General features: G+C 53.3%; 14 protein-coding genes. 13 read left to right on the top strand and 1 reads right to left on the bottom strand.

Translation table 11 applies throughout. From position 1 onward, the window contains the following. Positions 1 to 206 precede the first annotated feature (206 nt). The 13 genes from tssB to SAQUA_RS04400 all read left to right on the top strand — a co-directional run bounded on the left by tssB (position 207) and on the right by SAQUA_RS04400 (position 17494). A complete protein-coding gene (gene tssB, locus SAQUA_RS04340; RefSeq protein ID WP_380678175.1) occupies positions 207 to 704 on the top strand; it encodes a type VI secretion system contractile sheath small subunit in 498 nt (165 codons plus the stop codon). A gap of 28 nt (positions 705 to 732) precedes the next feature. Next, a complete protein-coding gene (tssC, locus tag SAQUA_RS04345) occupies positions 733 to 2223 on the top strand; it encodes a type VI secretion system contractile sheath large subunit (RefSeq protein ID WP_380678177.1) in 1491 nt (496 codons plus the stop codon). Between the two features lie 6 nt (positions 2224 to 2229). Then, the gene (tssE, locus tag SAQUA_RS04350; protein ID WP_380678179.1) at positions 2230 to 2670 is read left to right on the top strand and encodes a type VI secretion system baseplate subunit TssE; all 441 of its coding nucleotides are present in this window, start codon (positions 2230 to 2232) and stop codon (positions 2668 to 2670) included. Between the two features lie 455 nt (positions 2671 to 3125). Next, positions 3126 to 4427: a type VI secretion system-associated FHA domain protein TagH gene (tagH, locus tag SAQUA_RS04355; RefSeq protein WP_380678181.1), complete on the top strand. Its 1302-nt coding sequence runs from the start codon at positions 3126 to 3128 to the stop codon at positions 4425 to 4427. After that, a complete protein-coding gene (gene tssJ / locus SAQUA_RS04360; RefSeq protein WP_380678183.1) occupies positions 4424 to 4921 on the top strand; it encodes a type VI secretion system lipoprotein TssJ in 498 nt (165 codons plus the stop codon). The genes tagH and tssJ overlap by 4 nt, the downstream gene beginning before the upstream one ends. A gap of 2 nt (positions 4922 to 4923) precedes the next feature. After that, positions 4924 to 6270, top strand: a complete 1347-nt coding sequence (gene tssK / locus SAQUA_RS04365) for a type VI secretion system baseplate subunit TssK (protein WP_380678185.1) — start codon at positions 4924 to 4926, stop codon at positions 6268 to 6270. Next, positions 6270 to 7037, top strand: a complete 768-nt coding sequence (gene icmH, locus SAQUA_RS04370) for a type IVB secretion system protein IcmH/DotU (protein WP_380678188.1) — start codon at positions 6270 to 6272, stop codon at positions 7035 to 7037. The genes tssK and icmH overlap by 1 nt, the downstream gene beginning before the upstream one ends. A gap of 10 nt (positions 7038 to 7047) precedes the next feature. Beyond that, the gene (gene tssH / locus SAQUA_RS04375) at positions 7048 to 9651 is read left to right on the top strand and encodes a type VI secretion system ATPase TssH (RefSeq protein WP_380678190.1); all 2604 of its coding nucleotides are present in this window, start codon (positions 7048 to 7050) and stop codon (positions 9649 to 9651) included. Next, positions 9648 to 10445: a Fis family transcriptional regulator gene (locus tag SAQUA_RS04380; protein ID WP_380678192.1), complete on the top strand. Its 798-nt coding sequence runs from the start codon at positions 9648 to 9650 to the stop codon at positions 10443 to 10445. The genes tssH and SAQUA_RS04380 overlap by 4 nt, the downstream gene beginning before the upstream one ends. Next, positions 10442 to 11107 carry a type VI secretion system-associated protein VasI gene (gene vasI, locus SAQUA_RS04385; RefSeq protein ID WP_380678194.1) on the top strand — a complete coding sequence of 222 codons (666 nt, stop codon included), beginning with the start codon at positions 10442 to 10444 and terminating at the stop codon, positions 11105 to 11107. The genes SAQUA_RS04380 and vasI overlap by 4 nt, the downstream gene beginning before the upstream one ends. Before the next feature lie 5 nt (positions 11108 to 11112). Then, positions 11113 to 12519, top strand: a complete 1407-nt coding sequence (tssA, locus tag SAQUA_RS04390; protein ID WP_380678196.1) for a type VI secretion system protein TssA — start codon at positions 11113 to 11115, stop codon at positions 12517 to 12519. Positions 12520 to 12550: 31 nt separating this feature from the next. Then, a complete protein-coding gene (tssM, locus tag SAQUA_RS04395) occupies positions 12551 to 16075 on the top strand; it encodes a type VI secretion system membrane subunit TssM (RefSeq protein WP_380678198.1) in 3525 nt (1174 codons plus the stop codon). Between the two features lie 60 nt (positions 16076 to 16135). Further along, positions 16136 to 17494, top strand: coding sequence for a VasL domain-containing protein (locus SAQUA_RS04400; protein WP_380678200.1), 1359 nt, complete (start codon positions 16136 to 16138; stop codon positions 17492 to 17494). A gap of 278 nt (positions 17495 to 17772) precedes the next feature. On the opposite strand, the gene SAQUA_RS04405 is transcribed toward SAQUA_RS04400, so the two are convergent. Further along, positions 17773 to 18696 carry a LysR substrate-binding domain-containing protein gene (locus tag SAQUA_RS04405; RefSeq protein WP_380678202.1) on the bottom strand — a complete coding sequence of 308 codons (924 nt, stop codon included), beginning with the start codon at positions 18694 to 18696 and terminating at the stop codon, positions 17773 to 17775. Positions 18697 to 18767 lie beyond the last annotated feature (71 nt).

The raw sequence follows: 18767 nt of genomic DNA on the forward strand, positions 1-18767 counted from the left end.
TTTTATTTTAAGATATTTCTGGCGCGTGTCTAAGATACAGCGTAGGAAAAATCATGACTGACGTAGTGATGGATATCCCCGGAAATAGTACGACGTTAAGTCTACAAACTCTGAGAATATCGCAACTTCATTTACGCCAGGCGCTCGCTATATCCAGAATGAGAACATGTCGCTGACATACCTTATAGTGACTAAAAGGACGAGTTATGAGTAAGAATAATCAAAGCAGCGTTGCTCCGAAGGAAAGGATAAGTATTAAGTATGTTCCTAATAGCAGTGACCAGAACACCGAAGTTGAGTTGCCACTGAACTTATTGGTTGTTGGTGACCTTAAAGGCGCAAGTGAAGATACGCCGATCGAAGAGCGTCAGGTTGTGTCTGTCAGTAAAAGTAACTTTAACGCAGTAATGAACGAAGCGAATATCAATCTGACATTCAACGTGCCGAATCGCTTGGAAGAAGGGCGGCAGAAAGATATGACCGTTGCCCTGCCAATCAATTCTCTGGACGATTTTTCTCCTGATAACGTGGCGAAAAAAGTTCCTGACCTCAAAAAACTTCTGGAATTGCGGGAAGCTCTGGTGGCTTTGAAAGGCCCACTGGGCAACATTCCGGCTTTCCGCTCCCGTTTGCAGGATTTGCTTAGCAATGAAGATGTGCGTGAGCAGTTGCTGAAAGAACTGGATATTCTGAATCAAAAGTAATTGAGTAGGCCAAGAGGGAATTTTACGTATGTCTTTACATGAAGAAAATGCTGTTTTAGAAGCAACTCCTGTCAGTACGACGAGTACCACTTTCCTGCTCGACGAAATTATGTCTCAGACACGTATGATGCCAGGCAACGAAGGTTATGACGTTGCCAAGCAGGGTGTTGCGGCATTTATCTCCAGCATTCTGGATACCGGAACCAACGAAGAGCCGATTAACAAACTGTTAGTCGAAAAAATGATCGTCGAGCTCGACAAGAAGCTCAGTGCTCAGATGGACGAGATCCTGCATGCCCCCGAATTCCGTGAAATCGAATCTTCATGGCGTTCGTTGAAGCTGTTGGTGGATCGCACCGATTTCCGTGAGAACATCAAAATCAATATTCTTCACGCAACCAAAGAAGAGTTGCTGGAAGATTTTGAGTTTTCACCAGAAATTATCCAGTCAGGCTTCTACAAGCACGTTTATTCATCAGGTTATGGCCAGTTTGGTGGTGAACCTACGGCAGCAATTATTGGTAACTACGCATTCAACAACAGTACGGCGGATATGAAGCTGTTGCAGTACGTGAGTGCGGTTGGTGCCATGGCTCATGCGCCTTTCCTTTCCAGCGTTGCTCCAGATTTCTTCGGTATCAGCAGCTTTACCGAGCTGCCAGCAATCAAAGACCTGAAATCGGTGTTTGAAGGGCCTGCACACAGCAAATGGCGTGCCTTGCGCGAGTCTGAGGACTCCCGTTACCTGGGTTTGACCACCCCGCGTTTCCTGCTGCGTCTGCCATATTCTTCTGCTGAAAACCCGATCAAGAACTTCAACTATTACGAAAATGTCAGCAAGGATCATGAACATTTCCTGTGGGGGAATACCGCGTTCCTGCTGGCCTCCTGCCTGACCGACAGTTTCGCCAAGTATCGCTGGTGTCCGAATATTATCGGGCCACAAAGCGGTGGTGCGGTGCACGGCCTGCCGGTGCATCTGTACGAAGAGATGGGACAGGTTCAGGCGAAGATCCCTACCGAAGTGTTGATCACCGACCGTCGTGAATTCGAACTGGCCGAAGAGGGCTTCATTACCCTGACCATGCGTAAAGGCTCCGATAACGCAGCGTTCTTCTCTGCCAACTCGGTGCAAAAGCCGAAAGTGTTCCCGAATACCCAGGAAGGGCGCATTGCGGAAACCAACTACAAGTTGGGTACCCAACTGCCGTACATGTTCATTATCAACCGCCTGGCACACTACATTAAAGTGCTGCAGCGCGAACAGATTGGGTCGTGGAAAGAGCGTCAGGATCTTGAGCGCGAACTGAACATCTGGCTTAAGCAATATATTGCCGATCAGGAAAACCCGCCGGCCGATGTTCGTAGCCGTCGCCCTCTGCGTTCAGCGCATATTCAGGTTATGGATGTTGAAGGTGATGCTGGTTGGTATCAGGTTGCGATGCAGGTGCGCCCACATTTCAAATACATGGGTTCTAGCTTCGAACTGTCGCTGATTGGTCGTTTGGACAAGGAATAACACGCTATGGCTGCGCTTCTCAATTGGGAGCGAGGGAGTTCTGCCAGCTTGTTTGAACGTATCCAGGGGAGGGGCTCCGGCCCTTCCTCTGCTAGCCGTGTTCAGGAGCTACTGCGTTCGATTAAGCAACATTTGAATGAAGTCCTTAATTCGCGTCCAGGTGCTTGCCAAAGTGCCGGGGGGCTCGGTGTTACCGATCTCAACGATGCGACAGCTTCCACGTCTGACTTCAGGAAAAGCATTGAACAAGCCATCAAGGATTGTATTGAGCGCTACGAGCCACGGATCACCTCCGTTGCCGTTCAATCTTTGGTTAATGATGGAGACCCATTGTTATTAAGTTTCCATATCAGTGCTCACGTTAATTTCGACAATATCGGCGATGTGATCGAATTCAATATTCTGTTGGACAATAACCGCCGTTACTGCCTAAACCAGGAAGCATAATGTCGTTCGAGAAATACTTCAGGGATGAGTTGGATCGCCCCCGGCAGTCAGGATGGGGCGCGGCGGTCGAGCGGCCTCATTTTGCCTCATGCTTGCTTGGGCTGTGTTCGCAACCTGACGCTGGATCTCGAAACAAAGGCTTGGCTTCTCTGGCCGGTTCCCTGCGGGAAGATACCCTGCGGCCCACTCCGAACAAGGCTTATTCAGGCTCTTGCATACCGCGGGCATATTTCTGTTTTCCGCAAGGTTTTCTGTTGTTTTCCAAGACCAGTCCCTCAGTGATACCGCACCGCCCAACGCTATTGCGCTCGCAGGGTACGCCTGTCGTAGCTGCCTTTCGGCTTGCGTGGGGGCGTAACAGAATAACCCGCTGGATTGGACCAGCTTCCTCGGGGTACTGCCCCACGTAATCATCAGCGTTATGCAATGACTATCAGGATTCAGGAATAGAGATAATGGATAAACAGCAGCCAACACTATCATTGCGGGTTATTAACAGCGACAAACTGGAAAGTGGCAAGCAGGCCAGCAGCCTGTTTCACGCACAGGGTGGGATCGTCGGGAGTGACGCCAGCCACCATTGGTCTATCCAGGATCAGGGTGGCAATATCCGCCCTGCGCAATTTGCTGTTGAATGGCGCGATGGTTCTTTTTGCCTGCGCGTGCTGAATGGTTCGGTGAATATTAACCAGTCAGTGCTGACGGCGAACTCCGGTTTGGTCCGTATCCAGCAAGGGGATGAAATTACGCTCGGCAATCTGGCGATCAAAAGCCATATCAGCCGCTCAATGGCCGATACGCTCGATCCGCTGACGGTCTCGCCTGAGTCTCTGGTCTCCAGCTACAGCAATCCCCTGGAAGCGCTGATGGAGGGCGGTGTTTCCTCTGCTCATCAGGTACAAGACAGCCGGTTGGCAACCACCGTGGTCAACAGCTTCAGCCACGATCCTTTACGGGTGCTGGAAACGGAAAGCCTGACCACTCAGGAGCCCATTAACAACACTTTGGAAGCCGAGCATATTCTCCAGCAGGATCGCTATCGTAACCCGCTTTTTTCTTCCCCACTTTCGGATACCGCCAAGGACAGTGCAATGGATCAGGAGTTTATCGATCTACCGCAAATCAGTAGTTTTCTTTCCGACAGCCAAGAGAAAACAGACGGCAAGATGGACCAGCAGCACGTGGCGATCACGCCGCTGATGCGTGGTTTTGATGCTCAATTGCCTATTCGTAACAGTCAGGAAGCCAATGACTTTCTGGAAGAGGCCGGTAAGACCCTGAAAGCCACCATTGAAGGTTTGCTGGCCTTGCAGCGCAGCCAACACGGCTTACGGGATAAGCATTTACGGCCGATTGAAGATAATCCGCTACGCCTGAATATGGATTACGACACCACGCTCAGCCTGCTGTTTGCCGATCAAAAAAGCCCAGTGCACCTTTCTGCCCCAGCGGCGGTAGCGGAGAGCCTGCATAACCTGCGTTTGCATCATCAGGCCAATCAGCAGGCGATTGCACAAGCCTTGAATACCATGCTGGAGGCGTTCTCACCGGAACGGTTACTGACACGCTTTACCCATTATCTGCGCAGCAATGAGCGTCAGGAGCGGGACTCGGCCTGGGCTTGGGAAATGTATAAAAACTATTATCAGGAACTCTCTTCCAGCCGGCAGCAAGGTTTTGAAAAGCTGTTTGGTGAAGTCTACGAGCAGGCTTATGACCAGGCCCTGCGTCAGGGAATGAGGGACAGCGAACAATGAGAAGTGGCAAAGGTTACTTCCTGACTGGGCTGCTGTGCCTGGTGTTGCTGTTGTCAGGGTGTAAGTCAGCGAAGAAAATCAGCCCCGCTGATCAGCCCTCTACCGTCAGGCTGACGTTGTTAGCTGAACCGAATACCAACCCGAATAGAAAGGGGGAGGCGACACCGACCGAGATCGCAGTGGTGTACCTCAGTGACGATTCCAAACTGTTGGCGGCTGATTATGACCAACTCCGCAGTAAGACGCTGAAAAAAACGCTGAGCAAGAATTACATCGACCACCAGGAATATACCCTGTTGCCGGGCCAGTTTAAGCCGGTGTTACCGGTAGATTTGGTCAAGAACAACAGCTATCTCGGCGTCATTGCCTACTATGCCAACGCAAACCGCAGTGAATGGAAAAAAATCATCAAGATCAACGGAGTAGGTCATCAGTATAACGTGTTGATCCACGTTAGAAAGAATGAAGTTGAGCTAAGGAAAGAGGAAGAATAAGTATGCCGACCAAGAATCGGGTGATTTGGCGTGAAGGACTATTTATTAAGCCACAGCATTTCCAGCAGCAGCAGAGGCATAACGATTACCAATTACAGAGCCGGATAACTGCCCTACGGGGCTATAGCTACGGTTTTGATTCATTGACCCTCAATCAGGAACTGCTGAAGCTGGGGCGTATTGGTTTGAGTGCGGCCAGCGGTTGCATGGCTGACGGGACCGTATTCGACATTCCCTATCAGGATCACGCGCCAAAACCGTTGGACATCCTGAGCTGTAACGATGCGGCCAGCAGGAATATTTATCTGGCGTTGCCGATGCTCAATGACACCATCAATGAAGTGGCGGGGCAGCAAAACCAGATGCCGGGTGCGATCCGTTACCGTGAACACGCTGACAGCGTGCGGGATCTGCATACCGAAGGCGGCGATGTCAGCCAACTGATGTTGGCCCAATTGGCCCCACGGCTGGTGCAAGGATCGGAAGATCTCAGCGCCTATTCGGTGCTGCCACTGTGCCGCATCAAAGAGAAACGTGCCGATGGGGCACTGATCCTGGATGAAGAATTTATCCCGACCTGTACCACTCTTAGTGCCTCCATCCAACTGAGAAGCTTTATGGATGAAGTGGAAGGAACCCTGGTTGAGCGTGCGCGCCTGCTAGCCAAACGTATCGGCTCGCCGGGCCAGCAAGGCATTGCCGACGTGGCTGAATTTATGATGTTGCAGGTCTTTAACCGTGCTCAACCGCTGTTCACGCATCTGGCCCAACAGACGGTGATGCACCCGGAAGATTTTTACCGTCAACTGGTGCAAACCTGCGGTGAACTGCGCACTTTTACCGATGAATCCCGTCTGGCGGGGGTATTCCCGCTGTATAACCATGACAACCTGACCGATAGCTTCCAGCCACTGTTTCAGGCGATGCGCCAGGTGCTCAGCACGGTGCTCACACCGCGTGCGATCTCCATTCAACTGCATACGCAAGCGCATGGTATCCGCGTGGCGAATATTAACGATCGCGAACTATTGCACAGCGCTGACTTCGTGCTGGCCGTTCGTGCCCAGATCCCGCAGGAGCAGTTGCGTCGGCAGTTTATTCAGCAAACCAAAATCACCACCCTGGATAAGATCCGCGAACTGGTCAGCGTACAACTGCCAGGCGTTCCGCTGGTGGCGCTCTCTGCTGCACCGCGTCAGCTGCCTTACCATTCGGGATACACCTACTTTATGTTGGATCTGCAAAGCCCGGCCTGGAAAGAGATCCAGCAGAGTAACGCCATTGCTTTCCACGTTTCGGGTGACTTCCCTGAGTTGGATATGCAGTTCTGGGCCATCAGGAGTAGTTAATGAAAATGGACGCCGTTACTGACAAAGCCCTGTTCCCTAGACAGGAAACCCTGACCTCCTACCGGCAATATCAACTGCCCCTGCGCGGCGAAAGCCTGAATGCCATGGTGGACGCTGCCACGCCGTTACTTGGCATGGTGCTGCGCCTGAAAGACATGGAAAACCAGCCGTTACCCGACCAGTTGTATCAGCAGGTGGTGACGGATATTCGCGCTATTGAGCAATTCCTGCAGACCAAAGGCTATGAGCCAGGGGCGATTGTCTCGTTCCGCTATGTGCTCTGTACCTTTATTGATGAAACCGCATTGGGGCATGGCTGGAACACCCAGAATGGCTGGTTACAGCAATCGCTATTGGTGCACTTCCACAATGAAACCTGGGGCGGGGAGAAAGTGTATGTCCTGCTGGAGCGTTTGATGGGGGAACCCAAGCGTTACCAGGATTTGCTGGAGTTTATTTATCTCTGTTTCTGTCTGGGCTATCGGGGCCGCTACAAAGTGACCGTGCAGAACAGTGATGATTTTGAACGGTTATTCCGCCGTTTACATCAACAGTTGCATCAGTTGCGCGGCGAAGCACCGGCGACCGTTCTGCATCAAAAGCAAAGTCGCCTGGGTGGCCGTTATCACTTGAGCAAGCGTTTGACCGTCAAACATCTGTTTTGGGGCGGCTTGAGTCTGTTGGTGGTGATTTATCTGTTTTATGCCGTCCATTTGCATAACCAGAGTCAGGATATTTTGCAGCAGTTGAATAGTTTATTGAGCTAGGGAAGTACAGATGATCCAGATTGATTTGCCCGCACTGGTAAAACGCCTGCATCCGATTGCCCGGCACGCACTGGAAGCGGCGGCCGCGCATTGTGTCAGTCAGCAAGAGGCTGAAATCACCGTCTCGCAGGTGTTGTTGCAGATGGTATCCACACCGTTGAGCGACGTGCGCTTAATTCTGAACCATGCCGGCGTCGATAATTATGGGTTGAAAGAATTGCTCGACCAACGTATTGCGAGCTATCAGTCCGTGACTCAGGCTTACCCGAGTTTTTCGCCCTTGCTGGTGGCGTGGTTGCAGGACAGTTGGTTACTGGCATCCACCGAGATGGAGCATAGCCAGTTGCGTAGCGGTGTGATGCTACTCACCTTGCTGCTTACCCCGCTGCGTTACCTAACACCGACGGCGAGCCGCTTATTATCACCGGTCAACCGCGAACTGTTACGCCAGAATTTTGCCGACTGGACGGCAGATTCCGCCGAAGCGCCCCAGACCGGCAAAGCGGCTGGTTCGGCCAAGGTAGCTGCAGCCAACGCTGAGAGTCTGCTGGCCCGTTATGCCACTAACATGACGGAGCAGGCCCGTAACCATGCGCTAGACCCGGTACTGTGCCGCGATGATGAGATCGACCTGATGATCGACATTCTCTGCCGCCGCCGTAAAAACAACCCGATTGTGGTGGGCGAGGCAGGCGTGGGTAAAAGCGCCCTGATCGAAGGATTGGCGCTGCGTATTGTCGATGATCAGGTGCCGGAAAAACTGCGTAACAGTGAACTGATGACGCTGGATTTAGGGGCGCTTCAGGCCGGGGCCGCGGTAAAAGGGGAGTTTGAAAAACGCTTCAAAGGCATCATGGCGGAGATCGCCCAGTCGGCAACGCCGATTATTCTGTTTATTGATGAAGCCCATACGCTGATCGGCGCGGGCAACCAGCAGGGCGGGTTAGATATTTCCAACCTGCTCAAACCGGCGCTGGCGCGTGGTGAGCTGAAAACCATTGCGGCCACCACCTGGAGTGAATACAAAAAGTATTTCGAGAAAGATGCCGCACTTTCGCGCCGCTTCCAGTTAGTCAAAGTCTCTGAGCCGAGCGCCGAGGAGGCGACCACCATCATGCGTGGCCTGCGCACGCTGTATGAGAAGGCGCATGGCGTGCTGATCGACGACGAGGCTTTACAGGCTGCGGCGACGCTTAGCGATCGCTATCTTTCTGGCCGCCAGTTGCCGGACAAGGCCATCGATGTGCTGGATACCGCCGCCGCACGCGTTGCCATCAATCTGACTTCGGCACCGCGTCAGGTCTCTGCTTTGAAGACGCAGTTGAGCCAACTGGCGATGGAAATTGAGATGCTTGAGCGGGAACAGCGTCTTAATTTGGGCCGCCCGGCGGAGCGTTTGTCGGTGCTGACGTTGCAGCGCAAAGAGATCGAACAACAACTGGCAGAACTGAATGCCGGTTGGCAGCAACAACAGCAGTTGGTGCAGCAGATTATCGCCTTAAGGGCAGAATTGCTGACGCAGGAAGGCGCGGCAACGGATGAACAGGCTGCCAATCTGGCTGCGTTGGGCGACGAGCTGGAACAGTTGCAACAGCATCAGACGCTGGTTTCGCCGCATGTGGATAAACAGCAGATCGCGGCGGTGATCGCCGAATGGACCGGCGTGCCGCTTAACCGGCTCTCGCAGAGTGAACTGGCGGTGGTCACCGAGCTACCGTCCTATCTTGGCCAACAGATCAAAGGCCAGGATACTGCGATCCACTGTCTGCATCAGCACTTGCTGACGGCCAGAGCAGACCTGCGCCGCCCAGGCCGCCCGATGGGGGCTTTCCTGCTGGTCGGGCCCAGTGGTGTCGGTAAAACAGAGACGGTGTTACAGATTGCCGAGTTGCTCTACGGTGGTCGCCAATATCTCACCACCATCAATATGTCCGAATTTCAGGAGAAGCATACCGTTTCTCGCCTGATCGGCTCACCGCCGGGCTACGTCGGTTATGGCGAAGGCGGCGTGTTGACCGAAGCGATCCGCCAGAAGCCCTACTCAGTGGTGCTGTTAGATGAAGTGGAAAAGGCGCATCCCGACGTTTTGAATCTGTTTTATCAGGCTTTCGACAAGGGCGAACTGGCTGACGGCGAAGGCCGCATTATTGACTGCAAAAATGTGGTGTTCTTCCTCACCTCCAATCTGGGTTACCAAACCATTGTCGACAATACGCAGCAGCCAGAATTGCTCAATGAGTTGCTCTACCCGGAGCTGGCCGCGTTCTTCAAACCCGCTTTGCTGGCGCGTATGGAAGTGGTGCCTTATCTGCCGCTGGGCAAAGAGACGCTGCAAGCCATTATCCACGGCAAGCTGAGCCGCCTGGATAGCCTGCTGCGCCAGCGCTTCGAGGCCGAAGTACTGATTGAACCTGAGGTTGTTGAAGAGATCCTGCTGCGTGCAACGCGTGCAGAAAACGGTGCACGTATGTTGGAGTCCATCATCGACGGTGCGTTATTGCCGCCACTTTCCCTTCTGCTATTGCAAAAAATGGCAACCGGCGCGGCTATCAGCCAGATCCGGATCGCGGTGGAGGGGAATGTGTTTACCGCACAGGTTGAGGAAGCAACATGAGACAACGACTGAAAAGCGTACTTGCGCTGCTGGAAAATGACTCGATTGAGCAACTGATCCACTGTTTTCTGACGGTCAATCACCATCGTCAACGGTTCAGTTCCTTGATGGTTGCGATGTTCAATGCCAGCGAAGGGCGTCTCAATTGCTATCGTCAACCTGATGACTCTTTGTCTTTTGCCAACAGACTGGATGCCAATATTGAAGACATCAGCCACCCGTTGATACAGGTGTTGCGCAATGGCCTGCCTGAGGTGTGGGACTCGTTGTACCAAGGGGTGCGTATCGAGAACGAGGCTTTCCGCGAGTTTATTCAGGAATTGCCGACCGGCTGCGGGCTCTATGCCTTGCCGCTGTTTGACTTTCAGGGGCGAGCCTGCGGCGTGGTGGCTGTCTTTGCCGAGAACATTGCACGATTTGCCGATTCGCGCGGCATGTTTGGCATTTATTGTCAGGTTTTCCAGCACCGCCTTAATAAGCTGCAAGAGATGGACCACCTGAGATCGCAATTAAGCCAGATCCGTACGGTGTTTAAAGCCCAGCAACAGCGTGAAAAACAGCTGGATGAGCTGCTGGTTTCTCTCAGTACTTCAGATATGCACACCTTGCCGGGGTTATCCCATGACTACAGCAAGATAGACGATTTGGCCAAAGCGGTAGAACTGTTCGAATGTGCCGTATTGACGCAACGCCAACGCCTGTACGGCCAGGACAAAAACCGTATTGCGGCCAGTTTGGGTATTGCACCGCGCACCTTGGCTTACAAGTTGGCGAAATATAGGTGTCAGCTATGAATACGTGGTTATTGATCGCTTCGTTACTGCTCTCCGCTAGCCACTCTGTCGCCCTGTGGGCAACAGAGATACCCATTACTGCCGTATCGGAAGATGCTGAGAAACTGGCGCGGGTGATGGCCTGCCGCAGTGAAGCCTCGCCGTTGGTCCGTCTGGACTGTTATGACAATGCGCTGGTTGAGGCGACCGGAGAAAAGGTAGCTCTAACTACCGGTGGCCCGGCCTGGCAGAGAGCTATGGCACAGGAAAAAGAGCGCACAGACCACTCAACGACCTTTCTGGTCAGCGCAGGGGAAGGGGAGAACCCAACCGTGGTGCTGACCACGCCAGCCCTTGGGATGCCCCCACCCAGACCGGTGTTGATGCTGAGTTGCATCGACAATATTACCCGGCTGCAAGTGGCATTGGTGAGCCCGCAAAAAGAGGGCGAAGTGACGTTGATTGCCGATAAGGTTCGTTTCGATGCGCACTGGTTCTTGCGCGAGAACGGCTATCTGCTGGAGTCCAGCCGCGGGTTGGCCGGTATTGATGAAATCAAACGGCTGATGTCGGCGCAGACGCTGACGATTGTGGGCTCAACCGGTGGGTTTCCTCGCCTGACATTTAATATTTCTCAGCTGACGCAGGAATTGAAGCCGCTGCGTAACGCCTGTCATTGGTGAGGACCATGGATACCACTTCACAACACCCTTGGCATGAATTGCTGCTGACACCGATGGCCCCTGAGCAGATCGCCCAGGCACTGGCTGATGACGATCCGCAATGGGAATACATTGACGGTCAGATGGTCAAGCTTGGTTCGTTGACCCACGCCACGCTGAATATTGCTGAGATCCAACAGCAAGCCATCATGTTGATGGCGCAGAAAAGTAAAGATTTCCGCCTGATGGTTCACCTGCTGCGTACCTTACAGCATGGGGCGGAACCTGAGGGGCTGATGCTGGCTATTTCACTATTGGCCAACTATGTACAGCACTATTGGACCAGCGCATGGCCGCAGAACCTGCTGCACAAAAGGCGCTTTTCCCAGCAAATCCTTAAGCGTTTCGAGACCGCCAGCAGCAGCTTCAGCCAGAAAGCCAGCGACGCCCAGCGCGAGAATGTGCAAGGCCTGTTAGCTCATCTGGCACAAGTCTGGCATAGCGATGAACCCGCATTGGCACAAGAGGTGGATGGGCTACGCATCAGCTATGCGCGTAAACCAGAGCGTCCTGCCGAAGTGGCTGCACCGGTGGAAGCGCCGCCCGCTGCTAACTCGGCTGGTGGGGCTGCTGCTGCCTCGGCATTTGTACCTGCGTCGAAGGCTGCACCCAGCCTGACCATCGATAACTCCAATGACAAAGCCTGGCGGCAAACGTTGCTGAAAATGGCCGATTTGCTGTGCGAACTGCAGCCTGATGCGGCGATCGGTTTTCGCCTGCGTCGCCAAGCCGTATGGGGAACCTTGACGGCACCACCGATGGCACAAAGTGATGGCCGCACGCCGCTGGCGGCGGTCTCGGCAGATCGCACGGCTGACTATGTGGCGCGGATGGCCAGTGCGGATATTCCTTTGTGGCAGCAGGTAGAGCAGAGCCTGACCCTGGCACCGTATTGGTTGGATGGGCATGTCCTCTCGGCGCAAATCGCTATCAGGTTGGGTTATGACGCCGTGGCGCAAGCCATTCGCGATGAACTCAACGCTTTTTTAGATCGGATACCGGCATTAAGAACGCTCTTTTTTACCGACATGACGCCATTTCTCTCCGCTGAATCTGCAGGCTGGCTACAGCAGGATGCAAGACAGAAGGGGGAAAGTACCACTCTTGAACAGGATGAAATTTGGCAATGCTATCAACAGCAAGGACTGGAAGCCGCGTTACAGATGATCGACCAGCAGCAGCAATCCGAACCCAGAAGCCGCTTTTACAACCAATTGCTCAGTGCGCAACTGTTCGAAAAGGCCGGGCTTACCGCACTGGCGCAGCAGCAATACCACAGCCTAATGCAGATGGGGCAGCAATTGCGGTTGAGCGAATGGGAACCCACGTTGATGGATTTGCTGACAGAAAAACAGCGGCAGCTCGCGCCATGATAGCCAGGGAAGGGAACAGGAGTATTAACGCATGAGATTGCCCTCTTTTATTCGTTTCACCATGCCCACCATACCGAGCATTAAGGCATCGGTACCGGTGGTATTAGCCATCTTGGCCTGTGTGGCACTGGGATGGGTGTGGATTTATGGCCCTGAATGGCAATGGAAAGGTCAACAGCCGTTCGAAACCTTGCTGAGTCGTTGGCTGGCAACCGCCGTTTTTGTGCTGGTGGCGGTGTGCTGGTTGGCGCTGATAGTAGTAAGACGTTTGCAGCACCTGGAAGGGCTGCAGTTGCAAGCCCAAACCCAGGTTGAAGATCCGGTGCTTGCCGATATCGAACGGCAGAATGAGTATCTGAACGGCTGGAAGCAGCAGTTACAACGGCATCTGAACACCCCTTCATATCTGTATCGTCTGCCGTGGTACATGGTGGTCGGAGCGCGCAATAGCGGAAAAAGCACGCTAATCAGAGAAGGCTATAAGCTGAGTGAAATAGCTGGTTCCGAACAGCTCGATACCACCGACTTGCGCGTGCGTTGTTGGTTGGGTGAGCAGGCGGTGATCATCGATCCTGCCGGGGCGTTGATAGAGCAGCCGATTACGCCGATTGAGGGTAAGGCATCGCTCAATAGCCGCCTATGGCAGAGCTTATTATCCTGGTTGGTTGAGCAGCGTAAACGGCAGCCACTCACAGGCATTATTTTCACCGTCGATCTGCATCAACTGGTTACGGCACATAAAGCCCAGCGGGAAAGCTATATCGCAGATATCCATCAGCGCCTGCAGGAAATACGCCTGGCGTCGCATAGCCAGATACCGCTGTACGTGGTTTTCACCAAGCTGGACCTGCTGTACGGTTTTGAAGCGATGTTCCAGACCCTCGACAAGGCGCAGCGCGAGGCGGTGTTAGGGGTGACCTTCAGCCTGAACGCCAGCGATGCCGAGGTCTGGCGTAAAGAGTTGCAGCAGTTCTGGCAGCAATGGATCACCCAGTTGAACGGCGCAATGCCGGATATGATGCTCAATAGTGTTGATGCCGGGCAACGTAGCCAACTGTTCAGCTTTATCCGCCAGATGCACGGCGTGCAGGAGTATGTGATCCAACTGCTGGAAGGCATTCTCTACAGTGGTGACCATGCCCAGTTACTGCTACGCGGGGTTTATCTCACCTCCGCTCAGCAGCGTGGGCAGATGGATGATGTGTTTACCCAGTCCGCTGCTGTGCAATATCATCTGGCGCCGCAGGCTTTCCCAACCTGGCCGGTGGCGGATACCACCCCTTACTTCACCAAAGAGCTGTTCAGCCAGGTGTTGCTGGCAGAGCCTAATCTGGCGGGGGAAAACGGCAGTTGGCTGCGCAGTTCCAGAAAGAGCATGCTGGTCTTTTCCAGCGTAGGTGCCGTGGTGGCATTGGCCTTATGGGGCTGCTGGCATTACTACTACCAGCTCAACTACCGTGCCGGGCAAGAGGTATTGGCCCAGGCTAAAACCTTCCTCTCGATCCCTACGCCCAAAGGCGATGACCGTTATGGCAATCTGCAACTGCCGCTGCTGAACCCGATCCGTGACGCTACGCTGGCTTACGGTAATTATCATGAACGCAATACCTTGCTGGCGGACATGGGGCTGTACCAGGGCGGCAATATTGGCCCATACGTTGAAAGTACTTACCTGCAACTGTTGCAGCAACGTTTTGTGCCCGCAGTGATGAGTGGCCTGTTGGATCAACTGAATGCCGCGCCCAAAGGCAGTGAGGCAAAGCTTGAGATCCTGCGTGTGATGCGGATGCTGGAAGATGGCAGTGGCCGCAATATTCCACTGGTCAAACAGTATATGAGTAGCCGCTGGAGCCAGCAGTTCAATGGCCAGCGCGATCTGCAACAGCAACTGATGGGCCATCTTGAGTATGCGCTGAAGCACACCGATTGGCATGCGGCGCGGGAAAGCGGCGATCAATATGCCATCAAGAGTTTCGTGCCTTATGTCAGGCCGATCCAACTGGCGCAGCAAGAGCTGAGCAAACTGTCGATTTATCAGCGGGTCTATCAGAACCTGCGCATCAAGGCGCAGGATGCTTTACCACCCGCGCTGGATCTGCGGGATCAGGTTGGCGCTAGCTTTGATGAACTGTTCATTTCCAGCAACGATGATCTGCTGGTGATCCCGCAATTCCTCACGCGTAACGGTTTGCAGAACTACTTTATCAAGCAGAAAGACCAGTTGATCGAACTGACGGTGATGGACAGCTGGGTGCTTAATCTCACCAAAAATGTTGAGTATAGCGAGGCCGACCGAAAAGAGATCCAGCGGCAGGTTACCGAACAATATATCGGTGATTATATTGCTCACTGGCGGGCGGCGATCAGTAACCTCTCGGTAACCGATCTGGGCGATCTGCCGCAGGCCATCGGTGCACTTGAGCAGGTGATCAATGGGGAGCAACCTTTCCGCCGGATCCTGCGCACGCTGAGTGACAATACGCGCCCGCCGCTGATCCCGGATAGCGTGACCGGTAAAGAGCGCGAGGCGCTGTTGCAACAGCCTGATTATCTGCTGCTGAGCCGGATTAACCGCGAGTTTGCACCGCAAACCGGCGTGTTGGCGGAGAACAGTGATAAAGAAGGCGTACTGCAGAATGTCTACCAGAAACTGACCAACCTGCACCGCTATCTGTTGGCGATCCAGAACTCCCCAACCCCTGGCAAAGCGGCGCTGAAGGCGGTGCAGTTGCGCCTGGAGCAAAACAGCAGCGATCCAATCTTTGAAGTCCAGCAGCAGGCCAAAGGGTTGCCGGAGCCGCTTAACCGTTGGGTGAGCGAGCTGGCTGAGCAAGCCTGGCGCGTGGTGATGATGGAGGCGATACGCTCGTTGGAGGTGGAATGGAATGAGACGGTGGTTAAGCAGTATCAAACCTATCTGGCAGGCCGCTATCCGTTTGATCCTAATTCCAAGCAGGATGTACCGCTGAGCGAGTTTGAACGCTTCTTTGGGCCGAAAGGCACACTCGACGCGTTCTATCAGCAAAACCTGAAACCGTTTGTCGAGAACAACCTGAGCCTTGGCAATGATGGTGAACTGTTGATCCGTCAGGATGTGTTGCAGCAACTGGCGCAGGCACAAAAGATCCGTGAGATCTTCTTCTCGGCGCAAAACGGCCTGGGAACGCAATTTGCCATTGAACCGGTGATGTTGAGCGGTAACAAACGCCGCAGCGTACTGAATCTTGATGGGCAATTACTGGACTATGCACACGGCAACAACAACACCGTTCATCTGGTATGGCCAAACTCGATGCGTACTGGTGTAGAAAGCAAAGTGACTCTAGTGCCGGATGAGAACGACAGGTCACCGCGTTCGATCACCTTTAGCGGCCCATGGGCGCAACTGCGCTTGATCAATGCCGGTGAACTGACCAACGTCACCACCAGTTCGTTTGATGTGCGTTTCAAGGTGGACGGCGGTGAGATGACCTACCGCATCTATGTTGATGAATCAGATAACCCGTTCGCGGGCGGCCTGTTCAGTAAATTCACCTTGCCAGACACCCTGTATTAATTGTTGTTATTCCGTCTCTCGTACCGCGTAGTGCGGGAGACGTTTTAAGGATGAGCACGCATGAGCGAAACCTCAGAAGATATCGTCATTCAAACGGGAGCCGATCCACGGCGTTGGCCGGAGTTCAGTGCCCTGCGTGAAGAGATTAACAAGATTAACCACCCGGCGCGGCCAGAGGTGAACTGGCGGTTGATCGAGTCGCTGGCGCTGACGCTGTTCCGCACCAACGGCGTGGATTTGCAGACTGCGGTGTATTACACCCTGGCGCGGACGCAGAAGCACGGGCTGGCAGGCTTTACCGAAGGCTGCGAGTTGATTTCCGGTATGGTGGTCAGCCAGTGGAGCAACCTGTGGCCAGAACAGCCACAGGCGCGTTCGGAGATACTGGAATGGTTCAATGCTCGGGTAGGAAACCAACTGCGGCAACACGATTTTGACAGTGACGATTTACGGCTGGTGTACCGTGCCGAACGGGCATTGCAGCTGCTTTGCGACAAGCTGCAACAGGTGGATCTAAAGCGGGTACCGCGCATCGAAAACCTGCTGTATTTCATGCAGAATACGGCAAAAAGGCTCGAGGCAGCCAATGAGGCGGCGAAGCAACCTCCTGCGGTGCCATTGAAGATGCCGTCGATGGTGTATTTGGCGGTGCCTGAAACGGAGCCGATCCGCACGTCTTTCCCGACTCCTGAGCCGCAACCGGTAGAGGAACCACAACCGCAAATCCAAGTTCAGTCTCAGCCTGAACCCAATGTCGAGGTACGTTTTACGGCACCGCCAGCCAAGCGTTTTACCCTGACCTGGGGTTTTGGCACCGGGGTGCTGTTCAGCCTGCTGATTGCGGCGGTGGCTTATGTGGTATACGTACACCCGATGCAGCGGCAATTGGCAGCGCTGGCTGCCAAACCAGAGGGGGCAGTGCAGTTATGGCTTGCCCAGCCGAGCGTGGCGACCTATGGCAAACAGCTGAGTAACCTGGAAAATCTCTCACCGTTGGCGGGGTTGCACACCGCCGATCTTTCGCTGGCGATGGCGCGCGAACTGTGGCCATCGGACCCGCGTCAGGTAGCAGAAAGCCAGCGCTGGGAACGATTGTTGCAGGCGCGCCTCGGCAATGGGGTGGGGGATAGCAGTTACTATCAGGTGCAGCAGCGGCTGCAGGCTCTGGCCGCGAAATTGCTCGAACAGGAACAGATACGCGGTAGCCTGACGATCTCCTATCTGAAGACGGCAGTTTACCAGATGCAGACCGAGTTAAACCGTGAAACACCGTTGGAAGAGTTGCTGCGGCAGTTGGCTGTCTCAGTCGAACAGAAGCAGCCTGCGTCACCAGTGCTGATCAAACAGATAGATGACCGCTGGAATGCGCTACTCAGCCGTTATCACCAATTAACGCAGCGGGCAGACGCGGTGCGTTAGGCTATGTCCCTCAATGGCCCCAGCCCGGAGGGTCGCGCCCCAAAAGCCCGTTCGAAGTAAAGTCGGGCTTGAACAGAGGCCCACTCTGCCCTTCACCCTCCGCCTTGATAACGGGCTTTTGGGTCTGCGACGGCACCACGGACAGTTAAGGGACACAGCCTGGGTCACATCGGACCGGTTTCCTGTTTCGCCGCGGGAAACTGGCGGGTTGGCAGTGTCAATCTTGCTTCGCTAATAATGACTTATCAACAAGCAATTACTGACGAATAACCACGGTATTACTGTTTTCCGTTGTGAAGAAGTTTGAAACACGCCTGGTTGACCTCATCCATCAGTTTCTTGGCCAGCGGAGTTAACCCCTGTTGTTGTCTGTGAAGCAGTATATAGACAGCGTCGGGTAGTTTTTCTTTTATTGGGATCATGGTGATCAAATCTTTTATATATGAAATGTCGAGAATCGCTTTAGGACCAATAAAGATGTAATCCTCATTTAAAACCAGTTGCTCGCCAATACTCATTGAATCGCCATAAATTACGTAGTCTTTGCTTTTTCTCCCGCTTGGGAAAATAAATTTCTCCAGTTCTTTGTAATATCCTGTTCTCGTGCTGGGGAAATACCATTTTGCCCCTTGTAATTCACTTAATGAACGACAATGAGAAAGAGGATGATCCTTTCTGGCAATAATACAAAACTCTGTGCTGACCGATTGCTCGACATGAAATTCACTCATTGATATCTCAGGTGAAGCGATGCCGATAAAAAAGTCCAGCCGCCCTAGCCGGAGTGAGGACACTAGCTCGCAGAGTTGCCCTTCAATAATAGTAATGTTTGATGTGGGGTTATTTTCTTGAAAGTTATTAACCAAAGAAGGCAGTACGCTAAACGCAGGCAGGTGTGAGCAACCGAAAATCACATTGCCCTGGGATTGTTCACTCAATTGATGCAGTTCATCTACGGCTCTTTCCAGATCGTTGAGTAGCGTGTTAACTCTGTGTTCAAAAACGCGCCCCATTTTGGTTAACACCATGCCTTGAGGCCCCCGAGATAATAGGGTTACTCCCAAGATCCGTTCTAGCTCCTGAATACTTTTGGTCATTGCAGGTTGGGTTTTGAACAGAGCCTGTGCAGCCGTTCTAATGTTTCCATAATAGATAATCGCCTGAAAATCCCTGAGCTGATTGATTTTTGGCAGTTCTTTCATTGTTCACCTTATATTTAAATCAAATAACAACTCTGGGTGGCACCAAAACTAAGCTTAGGTGTTGAATTGGG

The sequence above is a fragment of the Serratia aquatilis genome (assembly GCF_044865145.1).
Taxonomy (GTDB): domain Bacteria; phylum Pseudomonadota; class Gammaproteobacteria; order Enterobacterales; family Enterobacteriaceae; genus Chania; species Chania aquatilis.

Coding starts and splice junctions, on each gene's coding strand:
- tssJ (WP_380678183.1), top strand. CDS start 4,424: ATGAGAAGTGGCAAAGGTTACTTCCTGACTGGGCTGCTGTGCCTGGTG.
- tssH (WP_380678190.1), top strand. CDS start 7,048: ATGATCCAGATTGATTTGCCCGCACTGGTAAAACGCCTGCATCCGATT.
- tssK (WP_380678185.1), top strand. CDS start 4,924: ATGCCGACCAAGAATCGGGTGATTTGGCGTGAAGGACTATTTATTAAG.
- tssC (WP_380678177.1), top strand. CDS start 733: ATGTCTTTACATGAAGAAAATGCTGTTTTAGAAGCAACTCCTGTCAGT.
- tagH (WP_380678181.1), top strand. CDS start 3,126: ATGGATAAACAGCAGCCAACACTATCATTGCGGGTTATTAACAGCGAC.
- tssA (WP_380678196.1), top strand. CDS start 11,113: ATGGATACCACTTCACAACACCCTTGGCATGAATTGCTGCTGACACCG.
- tssM (WP_380678198.1), top strand. CDS start 12,551: ATGAGATTGCCCTCTTTTATTCGTTTCACCATGCCCACCATACCGAGC.
- tssB (WP_380678175.1), top strand. CDS start 207: ATGAGTAAGAATAATCAAAGCAGCGTTGCTCCGAAGGAAAGGATAAGT.
- SAQUA_RS04405 (WP_380678202.1), bottom strand. CDS start 18,696: ATGAAAGAACTGCCAAAAATCAATCAGCTCAGGGATTTTCAGGCGATT.
- tssE (WP_380678179.1), top strand. CDS start 2,230: ATGGCTGCGCTTCTCAATTGGGAGCGAGGGAGTTCTGCCAGCTTGTTT.
- SAQUA_RS04400 (WP_380678200.1), top strand. CDS start 16,136: ATGAGCGAAACCTCAGAAGATATCGTCATTCAAACGGGAGCCGATCCA.
- icmH (WP_380678188.1), top strand. CDS start 6,270: ATGAAAATGGACGCCGTTACTGACAAAGCCCTGTTCCCTAGACAGGAA.
- SAQUA_RS04380 (WP_380678192.1), top strand. CDS start 9,648: ATGAGACAACGACTGAAAAGCGTACTTGCGCTGCTGGAAAATGACTCG.
- vasI (WP_380678194.1), top strand. CDS start 10,442: ATGAATACGTGGTTATTGATCGCTTCGTTACTGCTCTCCGCTAGCCAC.